Raw genomic sequence first — 22,737 nt, 5'->3', positions numbered from 1 at the left:
TAAATATTAGATTTTAATAAGTCTATATTGCCAGAAGACGCCATCACCAGACTCTATAATAACAGATATTGTAGTAGCATCTAAAAATTCCACATTATAGGTAACAGCATTAGGTACCGCTACATTTGGTAGCTCTCCTTGGTTGTTAGCCTTAGGTAATCCAATGTAGGCACCAACCCCATTGAGAGTTATGGTTCCAGAGGCTTCGTCATAAACATAGGTAGCAGGGTTGGAACCATCATGCGGAGCCACAGGGGCACCGCAAGAATCAGAACCACCTTGCCAAGGTTCAATCCAAGACTCGTCACCTAAAATATTAGTAAATGAGCCGTCGGCACCAAATTGATACACATCATCAAAGTAACAGGCTCTTTCTGTAACGCAACCGGCATTACAACTAAACCATTCGATATTACCGGGGGCAGGACCAACTCCTAATGAACCGGCTTCAGGTGCCATGACCCAGTTACCTGCAAGTGGCGATGATGGTGGGTCGCCATCGCGTACTAATTTGTATTGCCAGAATACACCAGCACCGGATTCAATGACTACAGAAATTGTAGCAGCGTCTAAGAACTCAACATTATAGGTTATGGCACTTGGTACTGCTACGTTTGGTAATTCACCTTGATTGTTAGCCTTAGCCAAACCAATATAGGCTCCAACGCCGTTAAGTGTAACAGTTCCTGCCGCTGAATCGTATATATAGGTAGCAGGATTTGAGCCATCGTGCGGCGCTACAGGTGCACCACAAGAATCGCTACCGCCTTGCCAACCTTCTATCCAAGATTCGGCACCTAAAATATTTGTAAAAGAACCATCAGTTCCAAATCTGTATATATCATCGAAATAGCAAGCTCTGTCTTCAACACAACCGGCATTACAGCTAAACCATTCTATATTTCCGGGTGCAGGACCAACGCCGAGAGAACCAGCCTCCGGAGCCATTTTCCAATCACCTGCCAGGGTGTTTGGTGTAGTAGCTGCGCGATAGAAATAAATATTATCAATAAAGGCAGTGCCTCCACCCGCAAAAGGTGTGCCTACATATTTTAATTGATGGATATCGTTAACAGTGAAACCGTCCTGATCTGTGAATTCTGAAATTGGAATATTGATACTTGTCCAACTGTTTGGATTTAATTGCACGGTCACAGGTCTTTCACCATTAGAAACGCTAATCAAAGAAACTTCAATAGCTTCTAAAACATCGGCAGTCCAAATATCTAAATGAATGAATTCCATTTGGGATACATCAACAGGAGAGCCAAATTGATTTCCTTGATAACTCAAATTGGTATATTGTAGTATTTCGTCTCCGTTTAATTCAAACATATTCCAGCTACTACCACAGCAACCGCCTTGACCCCAGTCTGGAAATGGGTTAAAATCAGGTACATTTTCATAAACTGAGGTAAAAATTGAAATTACATCACCACTTGCTCTAAAAGGTGGAGTTGGTGCAGAAGCTAAAGGTGCTTCTATAGAAGTAACTTCAAATTCTTCGGTTATTGTAACAGTTTCGGCTGCGCCTCCCATCACTTCAATTGAAATTGTATAGGTTCCCGCTTCTGCATAGGTATAAGAAATACCTTCACCAATGTTAGCAGATAAAGGCTCAGCTCCCTCAACTTCTCCAAAATCTACTTCGTAGAACATGGCGAAATCTGCGCTCACATTAACATTAACCTTTTTAGAAATAGCAGGGTCGTTTTCAATAGATACTTCAACATTAGAAGGTGGAATAAAAGACACCACAATTTGCTGAGCAACGGTAGTAGCCAATCCATTAATACCTCTCGCCGTAATTGCGGCTTCATAAACGCCCTCGGCGTAGGTATGAATTACATTATTACCGGGTAAAATGTTATCGGCAGGATCTGAACCATCTCCAAAGTCTACTTTAAAAGAGGCAACACCTTTGGCTAATGGCGTAATGGTTACCAAGCCCGTATTGTCTTGGGTTATCCTAACACTGGCCGACACCTCACTGGGTGCGGCAATGTTATTGACGAAATCTAAATTATCGTCATCTTGCGTACAGCTTATAATAAGCAGAAACGCAAGCATTAATTTAAAAGTTGAATTCACAATTTTCATATTCATTTTTTTTTAATATCCTGGGTTTTGTTGCCAGTTGCCATTAGAGAATTGAATTTCTTCAAATGGAACGGGAAAAAGTTCATGCTTGCCTGATATAAAACCATCAATTCGATTAGCGGCCTGATTGGTTCTTACTAAGTCGAAGAATCTGTGTCCTTCGCCAACCAACTCAACACGACGCTCGCGCAATATGACATCGGTTAATGCATTTCCTGAAACAGTCACATCATCTAAACCGGCTCTTGACCTAACCTGATTTAAATAACCTCTGGCTCTTGCATCGTCAAGACCACTGCGGTTGTAGGCTTCGGCTGCCATTAAAAGAACGTCAGCATAACGTATAGCTCTATAGTTATTAGGGTTTGTTAAGTTTTGATCACCTAAATTCAAATCGCCTTTTCTGGCAATATATTTTCTATTGAAGAATCCGGTATGTTCATTACCAATTCCGAAAGTAGCACCTGTTTCAGCTGCCCATGCATCGATGTTTAATATAGCGATGTCTCTTCTAATGTCACCATCTTCAAAAGCATCGTAAGTTTCCTGAGTTGGCACGTTAAAACTAAAACCTGAATCAAACAACGGACCGTTATAATTTCTAATACCGTTAAACCCAACAGCCACGTTACCTTCACTACACTGTAAACATCCAAATCCGGCACCTTGTTGATCTGTATATTGTACTTCAAAAACAGATTCTGAACCGTTTTCACCAACTAATTCGAAGATATCATCATAATCTTCTAGTAAGGCGTATGGACCACTAGTGATTAAGTCACCCAAAACACTTGCGGCCTGCGGAAACTTATCTTGATAAAGGTAGGCTTTACCCAATAGCGCTTGTGCAGAGCCTTTAGTGGCTCTACCAACATTTGGCGCGGTGTAGGATAAATTATTAACAGCAAACTGTAAGTCTTCTTCTATTAAAGCATAAACTTCTTCAACAGATGAACGAGGAATAGTTGTTTCGTCTCCAATTTGAAAACGTTGATCAATTTTAAGCGGAATTGGACCAAACCATTTAACTAACTCAAAATTGTAGTACGCTCTAAGAAATCTTGCCTCCGCGATGATAACCTCTTTTCCTTCGAAATCTGTTTTATCTTTAAATTCAAGAATGTAGTTGGCACGGTTAACTCCGGCGAACATCCAGTTCCAAACATCTCTTAAATTGGCATTAATAGGCGTATGAATCATATCATCAACCTGTTGAATTCCAATAACATCGGTTGGGCTTTCGCCTCCGGCCAATGTGTTATCTGATGCTATTTCACCAAGCATTACGTTAATGTAAGATGCTTGTAATAAATCATAGGCCGCAACCAAAGCGCGGAAATAGTCAGTTTCACTATTAAAAAAGTTCTCTGAATCTATAGAATAAACCGGCTCTCTAGATTCGATAAAATCATCTGAACACGCCGATGACAGGAACAAAACAATGACTATTAAACTAATTTTTATGTTGTTCATTTTCATAATGTAATTTTTAAAAGTTAAGATTTACACCCATTAAATAGGTACGGGGTATTGGATAAAAACCAAAGTCTATACCACCACCAATTGGTGCACCGGATGATGCTCCGGGGTCAAATCCACGATATTTTGTAAAGGTGTAAAGGTTGTTTGCACCTACATAAATTCTCACTTTTGTAAAGCCCATTTTTTCTATGGCTGTTTGTGGTAAACTATAACCAACCTGTACATTTTGTATTCTCACGTAAGAAGCATCTTCAACAAAGAAATCTGAAAACACAAAATTTGAGGTAGCTGCTGTGGTTAATCTTGGTACGCTGTTGCTTGTACCTTCGCCTCTCCATCGGTCTAACCAGTAGCTTTGGCGATTAACATCAGTAAGTGCACGTTCGTAGTTTCTAACCATATCGTTTCCGATGGAAGCGAAGGTGTACATTACAAAGTCGATATTTTTATAATTAAAATTAAAATTAAGACCCATAGTGATATCAGGGATTGGATTACCTAAATTAGTGCGGTCGTTTTCATCTATCACGCCATCGCCATTAATATCTACAAATCTTAAATCACCCGGTTGCGCAGCGGCACCCAATGCTGTTTGTGATGGATGCGCAGCCACTTCTGCTGCATTTTGGAAAATACCATCGGTTTTATATCCGTAGAAATAACCTAGAGGTAAACCTACTTCCATTCTAGAAGGCGCAGGTTGTCCAACTCCAAAAGCACCACCTTCAATAAAACCGGTACCATTATTAACTTCGGTAACTTTATTTGTTAAAGTTGTGATGTTATAGTTAATACCAAAATTAAAATCTTCACCAATGTATTCTTTATAGTTAATAGCAAACTCAAAACCTGTATTTCTAACAGATCCAGCGTTGACTGTAGGTGAAGCCGCGCCCGGAGCAGCAACTCCAAGAATACCGGAAACCGGAATATTTGGAATTAGAAGGTCTCTCCTATTATTAATGAAATAATCTGTAGTAATTTCTATTCTGTTTTTTAGCATACTCAAATCCATACCTACGTTGAATTTTTCTGCCTCTTCCCATTTAAGATTTGGATTTGGAAGTTGACCGGTAGCAATACCGTTAACTACATTGCCGTCCAATACATATTCCCCTTCGCCATTTAGCAAACCAATAAATCCGTTAGCAGGAATTTGGTCATTACCAAGAAGACCATAACTGGCTCTAAATTTCATGAAGTTCACCGTGCCACCATCTCCAAAAAATGCTTCGTCTGATATCACCCAACCACCGGTAACCGATGGAAAGATACCCACTTGATTACCTGGACCGAATTTGGTTGAAGAATCACGACGAATCATGGCTGAAAACAAATATTTACCTTTAAAGTCGTATTGTAATCTTCCGAAAAATGATAAACGTCTTTCGTCAAAAGCAAAAGAACCTACGTCTCTTACGCCCTCACCACTGGTGCCGACTGCCAAAGAAATATCTGCAAAATCCCATGAATTATTAGGGACATCAAAACCGGTAGCGAACAAGCCGGTACCCCATTCTTTAAAAACAGTTGTACCACCTGTTAAAGTCACGTTGTGATTTTCAGCGAATGTGTTGGTATATGTACCAAAAATATCTAAGGAGTAATCGTTGAAGTTTTGTTTGTTTTGATTGACGCTACTGCGTTGTGTATCGAATACTTTACCCCCGTAATTAATGATAGGGAAAAATTGTTTACCTTCTTGATTTGTGGTATTAAAACCAACTCTGGATGTTAAAGTAAAATTATTGAACATGTCATAATCCACCTGAACGGTACCATTAAGTTTTCTTAAATCAAAGTCGTTGTAAGTATTGAAGATTTGAGCTAATGGGTTGATAATTTCAATTCCCAATCCGGGAGTGTTTGGCACCAAACTAAAATCGCCATTTGGTTGAAAAGGCGACAAAGTTGGCGGTGCATTTAAACCGTTAAATAATACAGACCCTAAGCCAAAGTCGTTAACCGAGTCTCTGTCTAAATAGGTGTAGATGACGTTGGTCGATACCTTAATCTTGTCAGATAATTGGGCGCCAAGTGCTAAACGCGCCGTATTTCTTCTAAAATCTGTTTTTTTAGGAGCCACAATACCTTGTTGATATACGTGTGATCCGCTAAATGCATATGTTATTTTTTCAGAACCGCCCGAAACACTAAAATCATGGTTAATTAACGGCACATTATTTTCGAGCACTGCATTTTGCCAATTAGTACCAACGCCTAAGGTATTTATGTTTGGAAAAGGAATGGCTTGTCCGCCGTTGGCATAGGTTTCATTCAGTAATACCCCATACTCGGTAGCGTTTAACAGCGGTATTTTTCTGCTGGCCTCTTGATAACCCACCCAGCTATTGAAAGCTACTTTGGTTTTTTGGCCTAATTTACCTGATTTGGTAGTGATTAAAACAATACCGTTTGCACCAATCGTACCGTAGATAGCCGCTTGAGCATCTTTCAAGACTGTAATAGATTCGATGTCGTTTGGGTTGATGACGTTAATATCCCCTACATATCCGTCTATAATAACAGTCGGGCCACTTTGCCCGTTTGTACCAACACCTCTAATACGAATGTCTAATCCGGCGCCTGGAGCTCCCGATTGGGTTGTTACATTCACACCGGCAACGGTACCTTGTAAAGCCTGTTCAACTTTAACCGGTTTTAAATCATCGATGGTTTGTGAATTTACAATAGAGACCGCACCGGTAACGTCTCGTTTCTTTTGAGTACCATAACCCACCACAACAACTTCATCAAGAGACTGAGCGTCTTCCTGCATAACAATGTTAAGCGGTTCATCATTGATAATAGTAATTTCTACAGTGCGATAGCCTATGTATGAAACCACTAAAACAGAATTAAGCGGTACATCATTTATGGTGAAGTTACCATCAAAATCTGAGCTGGCTCCAAGAGATGTACCTTTAATTAATAAATTTACACCAGGTAAGGGACTACCAAATTCGGCGTCAACTACTACACCTGATACTTTAATGTTCTGCGCACCTAAAATAAATGTGCCCAGCAACATTAAAAAAAGCAAGGTTGATTGTTTTATGTTCATTTGAATTAACGTTTTGTTAAATTTAACATAAATCAATAAACTTCTGGCAAATTATATCTATACAAAAAACATACAATCTAAAATAGTGGCTAATATTTTACGAAATTCACAATAAAACCAATAAAAATAAGTGGTTAGCCAAAATGTGCTTTACCCAACTACAACGATGTAATTTGAAAAAAACCAGCCTTTGTATGGTTAATGTTAAGTTATTTTTAACATACGTAGTGTTGTTATAAATCCAGAATATAGTTTGTTAAGTTAACGTCTCTATCTAAATTCATCTTTTTTCGCAATCGATATCGTTTAACTTCAACACTCTTAGTTGAAATATTCAACAGAGGGGCAATCTCTTTTGAAGTTAGGTTTAGCCTCAAGTAGGCACATATTTTCAAGTCGTTTGAGGTTAAATTAGGATGTAACGCCTTAACTTTTTTAAGAAAATCTTTATCTGCATTATTAAAGGCCTCTTCAAATGCTTTCCAATCGTCTGTATTGTTGATGTTTTTATTGATAAGACGTAAAACACGTTTTAAATCTTCAAGTTTTTTTGCGTCGGTAATTTCTTTTTTAATTTCTCCAAGCAGTTCGTTCTTCTTAATTAAGTTCATAGTGGAAATGCCAAGTTCCTTGTTTTTTATTTCAACGTCTTGCTGTAATGTCTTGTTTTTAAACTGCATGAGTTGTTTTTGATTCTCTAAATCTTTAATCTCCAATTCAATTTCTTTCTGCTTTATTAAATTATTTCTTTGTTTTTTATAATAGGATGTGTACAAATTGTGAATCAATAAAGTAAGAAGAACAAGACAAGTAAAATAAATTAACAATGCCATGGTAGAAAGCTGCCATGGTTTTTTTATAACAAAATCAAACTCGGCAATATTTGAAGAAATATTATTACCTACCTTCGATTTTACTTTAAATTTATAACTCCCATGAGGTAGGTTTTCGAATAATACTCCTGAATCGTCACTCCATTGGCTCCAATATTGATTAAAGCCATCTAGCTTGTAACTGTATTTAGTTGGCAAAAATTTATTGTAATTAGGTGTACTATAAGAAAATCTTAAGTTATTACTTTGAACGGGTAAAATAGTATCTGTATTGATTGTTAGAAAATATTCGGGTTCATTAAGCTGATAATTTATGACTTGATTAATGACAATATCATAAGTAGCGCTCTCTATTTTACTTAAATCCAATACAATATAACCCTTTGTTGTTCCTATTAAATAATTTTGATTTGAAAGGTGTAAGATATTTTCAAATCCGGGTTTTGTTTTCCTGACATCTGTCGGTAATGAAATTTCAGTTAATTTCATCTGATTGGTCAGTCCGGCCGATTGCACAAATCCAATAGAATTTTCTGCAAACATCCACAGCCTATTATTTGAAAGGTCTGTTTTAAGTTTTCCCGATAAAAAGCCATTGTTTTTGTAAAAACTACTTAAAATACTATCCTTTGAAAAAGTTAAATCATTTCTGTCGATCTTAAAAACACCTTCATTGTAAGCGTATAAACAGTTGTTGTTAAAAGTTGCTAAACTAGATTTAATACCATTGGCAATATCGTTATTGGTGTATTTCTCTACTTTAGAAATTTCATCATTGAGCGTAAGGGTATAAACACCTTTATACTCATGACTAACAAGCATGGTTGTATTGGTTAAAAATTCGAAATAACGGGAAGAAATATTGAAGCCGCTCAATTTGTGATGGTACTCCCAACTTAAATCAGTATTTTTTTTGAGTAAATGCAAGCCGTCGTAGTTTCCTTGAACTAACAAATCATTTCGACCGGGAATTTCGGCTATTTTCCAAGTGCCCTCGGTACTAAATATATTTTTTGCTTTTAAATTTTCAATTATGAAGGTACCTTTATCATGGCTACAAAATAATTGGTTGTCTATAACTTGCAGATTCCAAACCTGTCCATTGGTACCTTCAATGACTTTAAAATTGCCTGGTGTTGCCATAGGTTTGTAAAACAAGCCCTGATTGGTTCCAAGAAATAAATTCTCTTGGTAAACTACTGACGTATATACAGTTCCTAAAACCCCAAGATTATCAATATATTCTTTAAAAGGAGAATTGATATTAATCACGTTAATACCATTATCAAGTCCAACCCAAATATTTCCTTCTTTATCCTCGAATAAAGATAAGACAGTATTGTTGGCTAAACCATTTGTTTGATTTACAGTGAAATTTAACTTACCGTCGTTATTGAGATGTGTGAGACCGTTAGAAACAGTGCCTAAAATATAAGTCTCGTTGCTTAATTTAACGCTGCTGTACACGCTGTTATTTTGAAGAAAACCAGATAAGTCGCTATTCCAAACAGTAAACAAGTTGTCTTTAAATGTATAAAAACCGTTTTCCTTTGTGTGTATTAATAAGCCGCTGTTATGTTGAAAAACATTGGTAATAATGTGATTATAAATAATAGCATCCTTAGTAACCAAAATAGCCTCACCGTTTACCACTTTAAATAAACCACGGTTTAACTGCTGGAAATAAACATCGTCATTTACCTTAAACATTCTCGATATGCGCACATCCGAACCAACAGTAACGAAACTTTTGTCGTGAGTGTTACAAACATAAATTCTGTCTAAGGATTGAAAAACAACTAAATTATCGAAAATAAAAATGTTCCAGAACTCTTCATCTTCAAGAACTTGTATTTTAAATTCATCAGTTAAAGAATGGTAAATTAATTGGCCTAAATCATCTTTGGTGTAATAGCCAAAGTCCATATAAAATCCCGTGTAAATTTTATCATCATGAACTTTTACCGATCTTACTATAGATTTATTGGGAGTTTCATAAATATTCCAATTGGCGCCGTTATATTCCAGTAGCCCTCTATTATTTGCAACATAGATATTACCATTGTTGGCCTGAGAGATTGACCAGTTTTGATCTTCGGCATTGTAATCTTGCGGAGTAAAGGTTTGTATGGGTGGTAATTCTTGTGAAAAAACAAATTGTACCAACAAAAAAATCAATAGCGCTGCAGGTTTATATAATCTCATACCCAAAATTTATTTCAAGATTATTTATTAAAAAAAACAATTTGTATGGTATATATTAAATAACAATAAACTATACAAATAAAATTAAAGATAATCTAAATAGCCGAAATACAAAACAAATTGAAAAAATTGAATATATGCAGTTGTTACAACAATTCTAAAAATAATGCGATTTAAACACTACATCAATAATTAGACGATTACCCTGTATTTTTCAATCCACTGGAAAGTGAATTAATAATACTCAGTAGTTTAGTGAGTATTTTTTCTTTCTCCCGGCTGTTATCGTCAGGCATATTACGCCAAATTTTCAGATAAGATATGTGAACTTTATGAAGCGTTTTGAGTTTGCTATCTCTCCATTTTAAATTGTCGTACTGCCCTTCTCTTCTTAATGACGCCGATGCCTCAAAAAGGGTCTCAATCATTTCAAAACCGTTTTTATAATCGGTTAAAATTTTATCCATGAACAAATCTCGCTCTTCTGAGCTGTCGTCTAATTGAGCGTACAGCTTCATCATTTCAACATTGGAAAGAATTAGATTAGTTTCGGTTTGAATCATTAAAAACTTAAAGAAAGTCCATTGATTAATGGCCTTTTTTAGTTCGTTAAAGGCTTCAGGTCTTTCTGCTTTTAAGGCCTTTAAGGCTGCACCCAAACCGTACCATCCGGTTAATGATATTCTGGAGAGATTCCAGCTAAACACCCATGGTATGGCTCTTAAATCGCTGAGTGTTCTGGTTCCCGTTCTTCTGGCCGGTCTGGAACCAATTTTACTTTTTTCCAATACATCAATACAGGTGGCTTTACCGTAAAAATTGATAAAGCCGGGTGTTTCAATCAGCGCTCTGTAATGCTCAAATGATTTTTGAGCCAAAAACTCCATTGTCTCTAAGGGGTAATTTACTTTACTTGCCATTACCTGACTGTTAATAGCATGTTTTGCCACACCAGAAGTAAGGGCATTTAAGTTATAGGTAGCCGTAAGCGGATTACCAAACAACTGGGCAATGGTTTCACCTTGAACTGTAATTTTAATGGCATTATTTACAGTGTTTAAAGGCATACTCTCTAAAAAACGATGGTATTTGCCACCACCTCTACTAATGGTACCTCCTGCACCGTGGAAAAAGTAGATATCAGTATTGTTTTTATTGCCGATTTCAAATAGTTCTTTTTCTGCTTTATATAAATTCCACTTGCTGGCAATAGTACCGCCATCCTTATTACTGTCGCTGTACCCCAGCATTACTTCTTGTTTGTTTGACACCAAAGCAGACCTTTGTTTAGTAATAAAATGTCCAAGGAATTTTTCTAAAATTATCGGGCCATTATGCAAATCTTGTATGGTTTCCAACAATGGTACCACCTTAATATTGGTATTTAATAACTGTGTTTCACGCATTAAGAAATACACTACCAACAAATCGCTTAAATTACGCGTCATACTCACAATAAAAGAGCCGATACCATCAGCACCGTAATGATTAATATGGCTGCGAACAACCCTGTAACAATCCAGTACATTATCGGCTTCTTCTCCATAAGACACGGTGATATCTGTAATAAGCGCATGACTTTCAAGTATGTTATTTAAGTAATTAACCCGCTTATCTTCGTTCCAGTTTTGAAAATCGAAGTCTTTTTCGCCGTTGGCTTTTAAAATTTGAGAAATGGCTTTGTCGTGGAAAGCACTGTTTTGTCTAATGTCTAATTTTGCCAGGTGAAAACCAAAACAGCTTACGGCTCTTTCAACAGGAAACAATAAATCTTCAGAAATACCTTTTAGTCCATTATCAATCAGCACTGATCTTAATAATTTAAGATCTGCTGCCAGGTATTGACTCGATCTGTAATGTACTTTCGCATCTGCATTGTTATCAGAGATGGTATGCTCTAATTGCAACAGCATTAAACTTACAAATTGTCTCCATGGTTCATACGGATTTCGTTGCACTGCTTTTTCGCCCAATTCTCCCAAAGCTTGTAGTTTTTCGTTAATGGCTTTGGTTAATGCAAATGGCACAGGATTACTAATGGCCGAAACAGATAATTTTCTGACCAGCGTCATTAGTTGCTCCTTAACAAGTAAAAGTGCCTGTTTTCTGTGAATTAGTAAAGTTTCTTTAGTAACCTCAGGTGTAACGAATGGGTGACCGTCGCGGTCGCCACCAACCCAACTACCAAATTTAATTTTAGGAAAATCATCCGGGTTTTTAATGTTGTTTGGGTTTAATCCCAATTCTATCCACGACTCTTTAAGTTGTTGATCGCTTTTTTCCAGAACTGTTGGAAACACCTTACTTAAATAATACACCACATTGGCCCGTTCGTCTCTAATATCGGGCTTCTCAAGATATATTTCGCCGGTTCTCCACCATCTTTCCAAAAGATTAATAATTTTTTCCTTAATATCGTTTTGTTCCAGTTTACTGAGCGACTTATTTTCTCTTTGCGACAAGAGCAAATACAGTTCTCGATGAATTTCAATAACTGTTACCCTTTTGGCTTCTGTAGGATGTGCTGTTAATACGGGAATAACAGTAGCCTTTGAAATGGTTTTCAACATTTCAGCTTCGTCAACACCCTGATCTTTCCACAGCTTAAATGCTTCAGCCCATGAACCGCGAATATCGGCCACATGCGCCTGGTTTTCCATAGTTCTTCTGTATTGCATTGCCGCATTTTCTTCAACCAAGGTCATTAACTGAAAGTAAATACTTAAAGACTGTATTACTTTTTCAATAGACATTTCAGAATACTTTGGGTTTGAAATATCTTTAGAATCGCTATTAATTAGTTGAATAACATCGTCTTCTTTAATTCTAGACAGCATTTCTACATAACAATTAATGATGAAATGTCTGTTGGTTGTTATTTTCTGAAATGGATTTTTTGTTGCGCTCATAAACTTTATCTATTGATTTATTATGTTCTTAATTTAATTATTTTTCAAGGATTACAAAAGTCACAATAAGTAGGATCCTCGGTTGTTTTATTGAATGGATATTTTACTTCTTCTGAAAATGCACAATGTTGACAAACGTACCTATAACTCAATGTAGCCTTTGTAGGTAAACCGCATAAACTACAGGGTAAGCCTTTCTTAGCCTCTTTAATATCAAAACCGGGCATTTCGCAATTTGGACAAACAGATTTTATTTTTTCCAGTAATTTTTCTGTCGTCTTTTCTATTACTGCCATTCTGGTTGGATTAAACATGGCACGCATATCTGTTTCTACAAATAATTTGCTGTATTTAGCCGATAAATCATTATAGATTTTGATGAGTAGCGTTGTTTCTGTTATTCCTTTAAAGATGTCTAATTTATCATGGTTCGATTTTCTTAAAATTAAGGCATGCGAAGGAAATCCGGCTTCGTTGGCAAATTCTAATAATTCTTTTTCTGAAAAAATTTCTTTTCCATTGAAATTTGTTGATAAACTGAGTTCTCTGGCAATGATTTCCAAATTATTTTTTTTATCGATAAATATTAAAAATTCATCATCGGCACTGGCAAAAAACACAGACGGATGCGCACCAAAAGACCCTTCGCTTGCCACGCCTAAATCGCAATTGTTTTTTTGCATCGCGAGTAAACACTTTTCTCTGGCAGTAGTAAGGGGGTCGTTTTGTCTTTCAACTTCTCCAGAAAATGTTCCCAGCGTATCAGTATCAAAACTTGGATCGGTAAAACAAATAACGCCCAATTCTTTTTCAAGCAAAGGTGCAATGACCTTTTCTTTATCGTGTTTTGTGGCAACTATAAGTCTTCTGTTTTGAAACATGTTATGGCTTAAAAGTTGTTAGAGCCATACCTCGGTGGCTTTCATTAAAATTGCCATTTTCGTAAACAAGGTTACCATTTACAAATGTATGCGTAACTTTAGTTTGGAAATTGGTACCTTCAATTGGCGACCACCCACATTTGTACAAAATATTGTCTTTGTGTACAGTCCAGCTCTGATTTAAATCAACAATAACTAAATCGGCAAAATAGCCTTCTTTAATAAAACCTCTCTTTTCTATACTGTAAAGTATGGCAGGGTTGTGGCACATTTTTTCTGCAATTTTTTCGAGCGAAATGAGACCTTGTTTATAAAATTCCAACATAATGTTTAAAGAATGTTGCACCATAGGAGCACCCGACATTGACTCAAAATAGGGTTTTTGCTTTTCTTCCAAAGTATGCGGTGCGTGGTCTGTAGTCACCAAATCAATTCTATCGTCTATGAGCGCTTGTAAAAGACCTTTTTTGTCCTTTTCCGTTTTTATGGCAGGGTTCCATTTAATGAGTACGCCCAAATTTTCATAGTCTTTATCTGAAAACCATAAATGATGCACAGACACTTCGGTTGTAATTTTTTTTTGTGATAAAGGAATATCATTCCTAAACAAATGTGTCTCGGCCTCCGTTGTTAAGTGCAAAATATGCAATCTGGCCTTATGCTTGTTTGCCAGCTCAATGGCTCGTTTGGTAGCTTCATAGCAAGCTTTTTCACTTCTAATTAACGGATGACAGGAAACCGGAACATTTTCTCCATATTTATTTCTATATAACGCTTCGTTGGCTTCTACAATTTGTTCTTTTTCAGAATGGATGGCGATTACAGATTTACAATTGGCAAAAAGTTTTTCCATTGTTTCCGGATTATCAGCCAACAGGTTTCCTTTTTTAGTGAAATAGAGTCCATCGTCTGAAACACCTAATAAATTTGTGGTATCCAGTTTAATTACCTCATCTAAATTGTCGTTGTTAACTCCCAAAAAAAATCCGTAATTGGCAAGGGATTTTTGACCAGCAATCTCGTATTTTTCGTTTAAGGCGTCTATGGTTAAAACGTTGGGCAAGGTATTGGGCATATCTATAAAGGAGGTCACTCCGCCTGCAACGGCCGCTTTACTTTCGGTGTATAAATCTGCTTTATGAGTTAATCCCGGATCCCGAAAGTGTACCTGGCCATCGATTATACCAGGAAGTACATGCAGACCTGTACCATCAATAACCTTTGCGCTATTCTCATTTTCAATGTCGCCTATTTTTTGAATATATCCATTGTCAAGCAGTATATCTGCAATTAAAATTTGACCTTCGTTTACAATACTTATGTTCTTTAAAATAGTTCTTTGCATAGCTATTTATCATTCTGTTATATTGAATTTTTGATGATTAATATTATAAATGCATCAAAATTTGGAATACAAGCCTATCAAAATTCATTTCTGAAATTCAAAGTTAATACTCATCATCCAATTTAAGGTTAAGCAATGATTATAACTTTTTAAATCTCACGCTTTTTTTATTAACTTCTACTTTGGAATTGCTATTTTCAGACATGTATCATCATTAAGTATTGAAAATAACTGAGTTTTACCAATAGATGTATAGTATCAAAATTTTAAAATAAAAGCCTGCAGAACTTACTCTGCAGGCTTTTATTAGATGATAATAAACTTACGAATTAGCCTTAATTGCGGCTTGAGCAGCAACCAATCTTGCTATTGGAACTCTGTAAGGTGAACAACTCACGTAATCTATGCCTGTGTTGTAAAAGAATTCTATAGAGGTAGGTTCTCCGCCATGTTCGCCACAAATACCAACTTTTAAATCGGGTTTTACGCTTCTGCCGCGTTCGGTGCCAATTTTAACCAACTGTCCAACACCTTCCTGATCTATTTGTTCAAATGGATCTACTTTTAAGATGCCTTTTTCAATATAGATTGGTAAGAACTTACTGGCATCGTCTCTTGAGTAACCAAAAGTCATTTGTGTAAGGTCGTTGGTGCCAAATGAAAAGAAGTCGGCTTTTTCGGCAATTAAATCGGCAATTAAAGTAGCCCTTGGTACCTCAATCATAGTACCAACACTATATTCCAAAGTTTCGTTACGTTCCTCAAAAATAGCATTAGCAGTATTGACAATGATATTTTTTTGAAATTCAAACTCTTTTACCGTACCAACCAATGGCACCATAATTTCGGGCTTGGTAACAATACCTCTTTCTTTAAGATTTAGCGCAGCCTCTATAATGGCGCGTGTTTGCATTTCGGTAATTTCGGGATAGGTATTTCCTAATCTACAACCTCTGTGACCCAACATTGGGTTGAACTCTTCCAGTTCGGCTACTTTATTTTTAACGGCTTGTAAAGAAATATGCATCTCATCTGCCAGTTCTTTTTGGGTTGCCAATTGGTGAGGTACAAACTCGTGTAATGGCGGATCAAGCAAACGAATGGTGACCGCACAACCTTCCATTACTTCAAAAATACCTTCAAAGTCTGAGCGTTGCATTGGCAGTAGGTCTTCTAAGGCTTGTTTACGTCCTTTAACAGTGTCGGAAAGAATCATTTCGCGCATGGCCTTAATTCTGTCCACCTCAAAGAACATATGCTCGGTTCTGGTTAAGCCAATACCTTGAGCACCAAAGTTGCGTGCAACGCGGGCATCGTTAGGAGTATCGGCATTGGCACGAACTTTCATATCGGCATGCTTATCGGCCAAAATCATGAGTTCGGCAAACTCGCCGCTCAACTCGGGTTCCATGGTGGCTACTTTACCTTCAATGATATTTCCGGTGGAGCCATTTAAAGAAATCCAATCGCCTTCGTGATATTCTTTATCACCAACGGTTAGCGTTCTGGCTTTATAATTAATTTTCAAAGCACCCGCACCTGAAATACAACATTTACCCATACCACGCGCTACAACAGCAGCGTGTGAGGTCATACCACCACGGGCAGTTAATATACCTTTGGCAATGTTCATACCTTCGAGGTCTTCGGGAGAGGTTTCAATTCTCACCAATATACTGTTTTTGAATTTGGCGGCTTCATCAGCAAAAAATACAATCTTTCCTGTAGCAGCCCCTGGAGATGCCGGTAAACCCTGCGCAATAACATGAGCGCGTTTTAAGGCAGCAGTATCAAAAACAGGGTGTAATAATTCGTCTAATTTATTAGGTTCCATTAATAATAAAGCCTCTTTTTCGGTAATCATACCTTCTTTAAGCAGGTCCATCGCTATTTTAACCATAGCGGCGCCGGTTCGTTTGCCATTTCTGGTTTGTAGAATCCAAAGTTTGCCATCCTGAATGGTAAACTCCATGTCTTGCATATTGCGGTAATGTTTTTCAAGAATTTCCTGATATTCGTTTAACTCGTTATAGATTTCAGGCATCAATTCTTCTAGGGAAGGATATTTTTCAAAGCGTTCCTGCTCATCAATAGTAGCCAATACTGCCCAACGTTGGGAGCCCAATTTGGTGATTTGTTGAGGTGTTCGTACACCCGAGACCACATCTTCACCCTGGGCATTAATTAAATACTCGCCATTAAATACATTTTCTCCTGTACCTGCATCTCTGGTAAAGCACACGCCTGTACCTGAGTTATCACCCATATTGCCATATACCATGGCCTGAACGTTTACAGCGGTTCCCCAATCGGCCGGATAACCGTGCATGGTTCGGTAATAAACCGCTCTATCGCCGTTCCAGCTATTGAAAACTGCCATAACTGATCCCCAAAGCTGATCCCATGGGTTGGTTGGGAAGTCTTTACCGATACGTTTTTTAACGGCATCTTTAAAATCGTAAACCAAATCTTTTAAATCCTGAACGGTAAACTGGGTATCTAGCTCAATACCGCGTTTATGCTTTAGATGCTCCATGATTTCTTCAAACGGATCGATGTCATCCTTTGACTCTGGTTTCATACCCAGAACTACGCCACCGTACATTTGAATGAAGCGTCTGTAGGAATCCCATGCAAACAACTCGTTATTGGTACGTTTAGCAAGACCTTGTACAACTTCGTCATTAATACCTAAATTTAAAACGGTATCCATCATACCGGGCATGGAAACACGTGCACCGGAGCGGACAGATATTAAAAGTGGATTGTCTTTATCTCCAAAGGTTGCACCCATTTGGCTTTCTATACTCGCAACAGCTTGTTCAACTTCGTCTTTAATTAATGCTATAACAGCTTCTCTTCCCAGCTCATTATATTCTGTACACACCTCTGTTGTGATAGTAAAACCCGGAGGTACCGGAATACCGATGGCACTCATTTCGGCCAGATTGGCACCCTTGCCTCCAAGCAAGTTCTTCATACTTCTATTACCGTCTGCAGTTTTGTTCCCAAACCTATAGACACGGGTTTTGACCCCTTCTAAAATTTCCATTGTTCTTTGAATTTATGATTTATTGACATTTTTTAAAGTCTTTTAAAAAGACATATAAAAGTAAAAAGCAGCTAACAATAATTAGCTGATATAAATCAGTTACAGCTTATTTGATAGGGAAAAATGTGGTAGTTTTCTTATAGACATAGAAATCCACCAAGTTTCTTGCGAATATGTTTTACGAATTTTTAAATATGAGGTGACAAATATCTAGAGTTATAGCTTTGATATCTGAGGTATCGGAACATTCTGTAAGACAATGACCCTAGCTGTTACTATCAGTCAGTAATTTTGTTTTTTCAAAGAGTTGCAAAGAGGTATCAACCTAAGCAGACACTTCGTTCGCTTCTTTATAGGCCAAATTAACAGAGCGTTTCATTAATAATGATACTACAAAAGCAATTAAAAACAATCCTGAAAATACTTTAAGTGTAATATCTAAGGATCCGGTTGCTTTTAATACCACATCGTAAATGGTTGGGCCAATAACACCGGCCAATGCCCATCCGGCCAGCACCAATCCATGAATGGCACCTAATTGCTTGGTTCCGAACAAGTCTCCCAAAAAGGCAGGTAATGTGGCAAAGCCGCCGCCGTACATAGTAATGACAGTAAACAATATCGTTAAAAATGCCAGTTCAATAGTTATTTGTGGTAGAAAATAAAATGCCAGAATTTGAAAGGCAAAAAATATGACATAAGTATTAGAACGCCCCAAGTAGTCTGAAAGTCCCGACCAAATAATTCGTCCCAAGCCATTAAATACCCCTATTAATCCAACCACTGTGGCCGCTTGCATGGGCGTGTAACTCAGTTTTTCCTGCACCATGGGGCTTGCAGCTGCAATAATAGCAATACCGCAAGTAATGTTAATAAACATCATGATCCAGATATAGTAAAATCTTCTTGAGTTTAGGGCTTCTTTAGAGGTTATATTAGAAATATCGGCTCTCGCATTTGCTGAAGTTTCAAGGCTATATCCTTTTGGTCTATAACCTACAGGTGGACGTTCTATATATCGTGCAGAGGCTAAAATCAATATCATATAGACGATTCCTAAAACGTAAAAAGCATTCGATATACCAACCGTTTCAAACAGCGTTTGCATAACCGGACCAAAAATCAATGCCGAAAAACCAAAACCCATAATGGCCATACCGGTTGCGAGTCCGCGTTTATCGGGAAACCATTTAACCAGCGTACTTACCGGTGTAATGTAGCCAATACCAAGACCAATACCGCCAATAACGCCATAACACAGGTAAAACAAGGTCAGCGATTCTAAATAAACTGCCAAACCCGAACCTAAAATTCCCACACCATAAAATAAGCCGGCTGCGGTACCACTTACTCTGGGTCCGACTTTCTCGACCCACGGACCTAAAAATGCTGCCGACATGCCCAAAAAGAAAATAGCCAATTTAAAAGCCCATTTAATGGTACTACCTTCAACATCAAATATATCTTTTACAGGATTGGTCATTACTGAATAGGCATACACCGAACCAATTGAAATGTGAATACCAATGGCCGATAGGGCAATTAACCAGCGATTTTTAAGTTGTTGTGTCATCATTTTTTTTGTTTTACCCTAATCGGGCCTAATTAATACTTACCTGATTAAAGTATGGTTCCAGCATGGTTTTAACATCATCAAGCTCGGCTTTTGTATTTTCTCTGGCGTCCTTTAACTGATATTCCCAACCCAAGGCTTCCCATTTGTGAATTCCCAACTTGTGATAAGGCAGAATTTCGAGCTTTTCGATGGTAGAAAAATCTTTAAAATAATTTCCCAATGCAGACAACAAATGCGGTTGACTGGTGATGCCGGGTATCAGTACATAACGAAGCCACATAGGTTTACCAGATGCTTCGCGATGTTTACTTAAATTAAACGTGGTTTGATGGTTTTTCATACCTGTGAGGTATTGATAGCCTTCTTCTGTCATATGCTTGATGTCAAGCAAGACCAAATCTGTGTAGTTGTCTAATAATTCTTCCACAAAGTGGTTAAGAATTCTGCCGTTTGTATCAACGGCGGTATGAATGCCTTCAGCCTTTAGCATTTTAAATAGTGGTATCAAAGCTTTGGCTTGCAGTAGTGGTTCACCACCTGACACCGTTACTCCGCCATTTTTTCCGAAGTAAGGCTTAGATTTCATAATCATCTTAAACAGCGCTTCAACAGAATAAGGCTTTCCGCCCTCCATGGCGATGGTATCGGGATTATGACAATACAAACATTTTAACTTACAACCCTGTAAAAAAATCACAAATCTAACACCCGGTCCGTCGTGGGTACCGAAGGTTTCGATAGAATGTACGTTTAGTATGTCTGGTGAAGAATTCATTGTTTGTTTTTAAAAAAAAGCACCTAAATAAACATTTATTGAATTTAGGTGCTTTAAAATAACTAATTACATAGACTCATGGAAAGATCTTGAAATCACTTCCATTTGTTGTTCTCTAGTAAGTCTAACAAAGTTAACTGCATAACCAGACACACGAATGGTTAATTGCGGATACGCTTCGGGATGTTCCATTGCATCCAATAAGGTAGCCTTATCTAAGACATTGATATTGATATGCTGGGCGTTATTCGAAAAATAACCGTCTAAAATAGTGGTAAGATTTTCTACCCTGGCATCAATATTTGCGCCTAAAGATTTTGGAACAATAGAAAATGTATTAGAAATACCATCCTGAGCGTCTTCGTATTTAATTTTAGCCACCGAATTGAGCGATGCAATAGCTCCCATTTCATCGCGACCGTGCATAGGGTTGGCTCCCGGTGCAAACGGTACGCCAAGCGCACGACCATCAGGTGTTGCACCAGTCTTTTTACCGTATACCACGTTAGAAGTGATGGTTAATACCGATAAAGTTGGGGTTGCGTTTTTATAAATCGGGAATTGATTCAATTCATAATTAAAATCGGCTACCGCCTGTACAGCAAGGGCATCTACACTATCGTCGTCGTTACCGTACTTTGGGAACTCCCCTTCAATTTTGAAATCTATGGTTAAGCCTTCTTCATTTCTTATCGGTTTAACTTTGGCAAATTTGATGGCCGACAATGAATCAGCTACAATAGATAAGCCGGCGATTCCATAGGCAATATCGATATGCGGATTGGTATCTATAAGTGCCATTTGCGCTTTTTCGTAATAGTACTTATCGTGCATAAAGTGAATGATATTCATTGTATCGCCGTATACGCGTGCAACTTCCTGCATGGCTATTTTAAAGTTGGTCATTACCTTATCAAAATCGAGGTACTCATCTTTATCTACCGGAATACCTTCAATCACTTGTTCTCCTGTTAGCTCGCATCTACCACCGTTAATAGCTAATAACAAAGTTTTGGCTAAGTTGGTGCGTGCACCAAAAAACTGGATAGATTTTCCCAAATCCTGATGCGATACACAGCAAGCAATACCGTAGTCGTCTGAGCCTCTGCTCTCGCGCATAAGTGTATCATTTTCAAACTGTAAAGATGAAGTTTCGATGGCGACTTTAGCGCAGTAAGCTTTAAAATTTTCAGGGAGATCTTCAGACCAAAGGACGGTCATATTTGGTTCGGGAGAAGCACCCAAATTGTAGAGTGTATTTAAAAAACGGTAGGATGTTTTGGTGACTTTGGTGCGTCCGTCGTGAAACATACCGCCAATGGCTTCGGTTACCCAAGTTGGATCGCCTGCGAACAGTTCGTCGTAGGCTTGCATTCTGAGGTGACGCACCATTCGTAATTTCATTACAAACTGATCGATATACTCTTGTGCTTCATTTTCTGTGATAAGTCCTTCTTTTAAATCGTTTTCAATATAAATATCCAAGAATGTAGAGACATTACCAAGCGACATGGCAGCACCGTCTTGCTCTTTAACAGCAGCCAGATAGGCCATGTAAGTCCATTGTACGGCTTCCTGTGCATTCTCGGCCGGACGCGACAGGTCTAATTGATAATTATTACCCAGAACCTTCATGGCATTTAGGGCCTTGATTTGTTCAGATACTTCTTCACGTAATCTAATCACCTCTTCGGTCATTGGCCCTGTAAGGCGCTCTAAATCTTCATTTTTTCGCTCAATAAGAAAATCAATGCCATAAAGAGCAATTCGTCTGTAGTCGCCTATAATTCTACCTCTGGCATAGTTATCGGGTAAACCGGTTAAAATGCCCAATGAGCGGTATTTTCTAATTTCGTCGTTATAAGCATCAAACACACCGTCATTATGTGTTTTTACATATTTTGAAAACAGTTCGGTTAATTTTTCGTTAGGTACCAAACCGTGTTCAGACAAGGCTTTTTCAACTACTTTAAAACCTCCAAAAGGCTTCATGGCACGTTTTAAAAGCACATCGGTTTGAAGACCAACAATTACTTCGTTGTCTTTTTCTATATAACCGGGCTCAAAGGCCTCTATGCTTGAAATGATATTGGTATCTATGCTCCGTACGCCGTTATTGGCGCGTTCTTCGGCCATCGCTTTAACGCAAATATCCCAAAGCTTTAGGGTGCGCTTGGTAGGCCCCACTAAAAAATCGCTTATGCCGTGATAAGGTGTGATGTTATTAAAAACAAAATCCCGAACGTTGACTGTTTTTGTCCAGGTACCACCCATAAATTGCTTTACTTCCATAATGATATCTTTATAAATATTGTTAGGTTTTTAAACCGATACAAAATTAGATGTAAAGCCAAAGATTTTTAATGACATTGGTCATGTTTATATCAAATAAAAACAAGTTAAAGCATTGAATTTAAGAACGAAAACGATTGAGTTGAAATATTTTTAACAGAATAAAATTTAAAATTAAATAAGAAGCTCATTTTGAAATCAGTCGATAGAATTGAAAAATTTC

Annotated in this window: 11 protein-coding genes; all 11 read right to left on the bottom strand. The window is 37.6% G+C overall.

The features are described from left to right. Positions 1–6: 6 nt before the first annotated feature. Complete coding sequence (locus tag FJ651_RS09845) at positions 7–2,100, bottom strand: PKD domain-containing protein (RefSeq protein WP_216746120.1); 2,094 nt, start codon at positions 2,098–2,100, stop codon at positions 7–9. A gap of 12 nt (positions 2,101–2,112) precedes the next feature. Continuing rightward, on the bottom strand, positions 2,113–3,579 hold the full coding sequence (locus FJ651_RS09840; protein WP_216746119.1) for a RagB/SusD family nutrient uptake outer membrane protein: 1,467 nt from the start codon (positions 3,577–3,579) through the stop codon (positions 2,113–2,115). 10 nt (positions 3,580–3,589) lie between these two features. Then, positions 3,590–6,646, bottom strand: a complete 3,057-nt coding sequence (locus tag FJ651_RS09835) for a SusC/RagA family TonB-linked outer membrane protein (RefSeq protein WP_216746118.1) — start codon at positions 6,644–6,646, stop codon at positions 3,590–3,592. A 233-nt stretch (positions 6,647–6,879) separates the two neighbouring features. Then, on the bottom strand, positions 6,880–9,684 hold the full coding sequence (locus FJ651_RS09830; protein ID WP_140990343.1) for a helix-turn-helix and ligand-binding sensor domain-containing protein: 2,805 nt from the start codon (positions 9,682–9,684) through the stop codon (positions 6,880–6,882). A 200-nt stretch (positions 9,685–9,884) separates the two neighbouring features. Next, positions 9,885–12,593 (bottom strand): phosphoenolpyruvate carboxylase, encoded by a 2,709-nt coding sequence (locus tag FJ651_RS09825; RefSeq protein WP_140990342.1) that lies wholly within the window; start codon positions 12,591–12,593, stop codon positions 9,885–9,887. A 44-nt stretch (positions 12,594–12,637) separates the two neighbouring features. Next, positions 12,638–13,474 (bottom strand): DUF6671 family protein, encoded by an 837-nt coding sequence (locus tag FJ651_RS09820; RefSeq protein WP_140990341.1) that lies wholly within the window; start codon positions 13,472–13,474, stop codon positions 12,638–12,640. Position 13,475: 1 nt separating this feature from the next. Beyond that, a complete protein-coding gene (locus FJ651_RS09815) occupies positions 13,476–14,819 on the bottom strand; it encodes a dihydroorotase (protein WP_140990340.1) in 1,344 nt (447 codons plus the stop codon). Between the two features lie 322 nt (positions 14,820–15,141). Further along, a complete protein-coding gene (gene ppdK / locus FJ651_RS09810; protein ID WP_140990339.1) occupies positions 15,142–17,871 on the bottom strand; it encodes a pyruvate, phosphate dikinase in 2,730 nt (909 codons plus the stop codon). 325 nt (positions 17,872–18,196) lie between these two features. Beyond that, positions 18,197–19,447 carry an L-lactate MFS transporter gene (locus FJ651_RS09805; RefSeq protein ID WP_140990338.1) on the bottom strand — a complete coding sequence of 417 codons (1,251 nt, stop codon included), beginning with the start codon at positions 19,445–19,447 and terminating at the stop codon, positions 18,197–18,199. Between the two features lie 25 nt (positions 19,448–19,472). Continuing rightward, positions 19,473–20,222 carry a pyruvate formate-lyase-activating protein gene (gene pflA, locus FJ651_RS09800; protein ID WP_216746117.1) on the bottom strand — a complete coding sequence of 250 codons (750 nt, stop codon included), beginning with the start codon at positions 20,220–20,222 and terminating at the stop codon, positions 19,473–19,475. A 66-nt stretch (positions 20,223–20,288) separates the two neighbouring features. Continuing rightward, positions 20,289–22,514 (bottom strand): formate C-acetyltransferase, encoded by a 2,226-nt coding sequence (pflB, locus tag FJ651_RS09795; protein WP_140990337.1) that lies wholly within the window; start codon positions 22,512–22,514, stop codon positions 20,289–20,291. Between the last annotated feature and the right edge of the window lie 223 nt (positions 22,515–22,737).

The sequence above is a fragment of the Paucihalobacter ruber genome (assembly GCF_006494535.1).
In the GTDB taxonomy this organism is placed as follows: domain Bacteria; phylum Bacteroidota; class Bacteroidia; order Flavobacteriales; family Flavobacteriaceae; genus Paucihalobacter; species Paucihalobacter ruber.
Note: the sequence above shows the minus strand (reverse complement) of the source record. Positions and strands in the feature narration are given on the sequence as shown.

What these genes read in the sequence shown, in the direction of transcription:
- pflA (WP_216746117.1), bottom strand. Translation starts at nt 20,222, where the DNA reads ATGAATTCTTCACCAGACATACTAAACGTACATTCTATCGAAACCTTC.
- FJ651_RS09805 (WP_140990338.1), bottom strand. Translation starts at nt 19,447, where the DNA reads ATGATGACACAACAACTTAAAAATCGCTGGTTAATTGCCCTATCGGCC.
- pflB (WP_140990337.1), bottom strand. Translation starts at nt 22,514, where the DNA reads ATGGAAGTAAAGCAATTTATGGGTGGTACCTGGACAAAAACAGTCAAC.
- FJ651_RS09815 (WP_140990340.1), bottom strand. Translation starts at nt 14,819, where the DNA reads ATGCAAAGAACTATTTTAAAGAACATAAGTATTGTAAACGAAGGTCAA.
- FJ651_RS09840 (WP_216746119.1), bottom strand. Translation starts at nt 3,579, where the DNA reads ATGAAAATGAACAACATAAAAATTAGTTTAATAGTCATTGTTTTGTTC.
- ppdK (WP_140990339.1), bottom strand. Translation starts at nt 17,871, where the DNA reads ATGGAAATTTTAGAAGGGGTCAAAACCCGTGTCTATAGGTTTGGGAAC.
- FJ651_RS09825 (WP_140990342.1), bottom strand. Translation starts at nt 12,593, where the DNA reads ATGAGCGCAACAAAAAATCCATTTCAGAAAATAACAACCAACAGACAT.
- FJ651_RS09845 (WP_216746120.1), bottom strand. Translation starts at nt 2,100, where the DNA reads ATGAAAATTGTGAATTCAACTTTTAAATTAATGCTTGCGTTTCTGCTT.
- FJ651_RS09835 (WP_216746118.1), bottom strand. Translation starts at nt 6,646, where the DNA reads ATGAACATAAAACAATCAACCTTGCTTTTTTTAATGTTGCTGGGCACA.
- FJ651_RS09830 (WP_140990343.1), bottom strand. Translation starts at nt 9,684, where the DNA reads ATGAGATTATATAAACCTGCAGCGCTATTGATTTTTTTGTTGGTACAA.
- FJ651_RS09820 (WP_140990341.1), bottom strand. Translation starts at nt 13,474, where the DNA reads ATGTTTCAAAACAGAAGACTTATAGTTGCCACAAAACACGATAAAGAA.